Below are 2105 nucleotides of genomic sequence, written 5' to 3' on the forward strand. Positions count from 1 at the left end.
GGTGGGGGCGGGGGAAGCTCCTTCGCCGCACCGACAGTGAGCTCTGTCGCCCTGACCGCTGGTGTCAACGCCGGGACCGTCAACAAGGGCGACGGCGAGGTCATCATCACGTGGGGTTCCTCGCAGGAGCCCAAGCCCACGAAGCCCACGAAGCCGTCCACGCCTCCGACAACAAGCCCGACACCGACACCGACACCGAGCCCGACATCGAGTCCGGACCCAACGTCGAGCCCTGCTCCGAAGCCGGCAGCGGCCACCGCCTATGTGATCAACAATTTCGGGAACACGGTCACCCCGATCGACGTGACGACCAATACGGCCGGTGCCCCGATCCGGGTAGGTGCAAGCCCCAGAGGGCTTACGGTCACACCTGATGGCAGGACCGTCTATGTGACGAACCGGGCTGACAACACGGTGACGCCGATCGATGTGGCCACCAACGCCCCTGGTGCCCCGATCCCGGTCGGTCAGTTCCCGTTCGGGGTCGCAGTGACTCCCGACGGCCGGACCGCTTACGTGGTGGACAACGCCAGCGATGACGTGACGCCGATCGATGTGGCCACCAATACTCCCGGTGCCCACATCCCGGTCGGGGACGACGCACACTACGTCGCGATCACCCCCGATGGCAGGACCGCCTACGTCACCAACGCCGCAAGCAACACGGTGACGCCGATCGATGTCGCCACCAACACCCCCGGCACACCGATCCCAGCCGGGAACAACCCGCAGGGAATTGTGATCACACCCGACGGCAAGACCGTGTACGTCACGGACAACGCCGACGCTGCCAGCGCCACCGTGACACCGATCAATGTGGCCACCAACACCCCCGGCAAACCGATTCAGGTCAGCGACCGCCCGGTCGGGATCTCGATCACGCCCGATGGCCGAACCGTGTACGTCACCAATGAGCGTGACGCCGTGGTGACGCCGATCGATGTGGCCACCAACACCCCCGGCACTCCTATCTCCACCGGAGGCATCGAACCGTTCTACATCGCGGTCACGCCGGACGGCGTGGCCGCCTATGCGGTCAACCGCGACAGCGACACGGTGACGCCGATCGATGTGGCCAGCAACACCGCCGGCACCCCGATCCCCGTCGGTGACCGGCCGGTGGGGATCGCGATCAGCGCACCACCGAAGGCCGTTCCGACCCCGCCGGTGTGCGGGACGACCGGTGTGCTGTCCGGGACGACGACAATGACCTGCACCTATCACAACATCGGATCGGACACCTTCACGGTGCCCGCGGGAGTGAGCTCGGTCGAGGTCGTGGTGACCGGCGCCCAGGGCGGGCACTACTTCATCGCTGGTGACGCGGCACACCCGTCCCCGGCAGGGGACATCACCGGGCGTCCCGGAGGCGGCGGTGGCCAGGCGTCCGGGTCGCTGACGGGGCTGAAGGGCAACCAGGTCCTGCAGGTGGACGTGGCGGGCAAGGGCGCCAACGGAACCGCGGCCTCGCGCTCGGGCGGAATGAGCAATGGCCCCTCCGGCGGATCGGGAGCACTCGGCGGGTTCGGTGGGTCCGACGCCGGCGTGTCAGGTGGGCCTGGTGATGGCTCCGGCGCGAACGGCGGGACAGCGTTCGACGGTGGTAACGGTTCCGGCGGCGGCGGTTCCTCCGACGTCCGCGTGGCCGCGGCGGGATGTGCCGCACGGAAGTGCGACCAGTCCACCCGGGTGCTGGTCGGTGCCGGCGGCGGCGGCGGCACCGGCGGGCAGGGCAACGCGCTCGGCGGAGCCGGGGGTGCCGGCGGCGGTGACGCCGGCACCGACGCTGGGTCGACCGTCGATGGTGGTAATGCCGGACTCCCGGGCAAGGGCGGCACTCAGACCACCGGAGGCGCCGGAGGACTGAACGCGTGCCGGCACGGCGCTGGGAATCCCCCGACCACCGATCCGCTGGCCGATCCGCGCTGCGGCGGAGACGGTACTGACGGCACGCCCGGTGCCGGCGGTGCCGGGAACCTGCCCTGCAGCGGGGTGCACACCCCACCCTGCCTGGACCCGACCGCCACCACGTCCGGTGGTGGCGCGGGCGGCAGCGCGGGCGGCGGCTACTTCGGTGGTGGCGGCGGCTCCGGTGGCGGCGGGAC

At 70.1% G+C, this 2105-nt stretch carries 2 protein-coding genes; one reads left to right on the forward strand and one right to left on the reverse strand.

Going from position 1 to position 2105, the window contains the following annotated elements; genetic code table 11:
- Window positions 1-257 (reverse strand): hypothetical protein (locus tag CM1CMNOD_RS22700; protein WP_242625424.1); only part of this gene is annotated, 257 nt, incomplete at its 3' end.
- Window positions 258-390: 133 nt separating this feature from the next.
- On the opposite strand from CM1CMNOD_RS22700, the gene CM1CMNOD_RS01370 reads away from it, so the two are divergent.
- Window positions 391-2105 (forward strand): beta-propeller fold lactonase family protein (locus CM1CMNOD_RS01370; RefSeq protein ID WP_241247514.1); only part of this gene is annotated, 1715 nt, incomplete at its 3' end.

The sequence above is a fragment of the Protofrankia symbiont of Coriaria myrtifolia genome (assembly GCF_900634755.1).
Classification (GTDB): domain Bacteria; phylum Actinomycetota; class Actinomycetes; order Frankiales; family Frankiaceae; genus Protofrankia; species Protofrankia coriariae.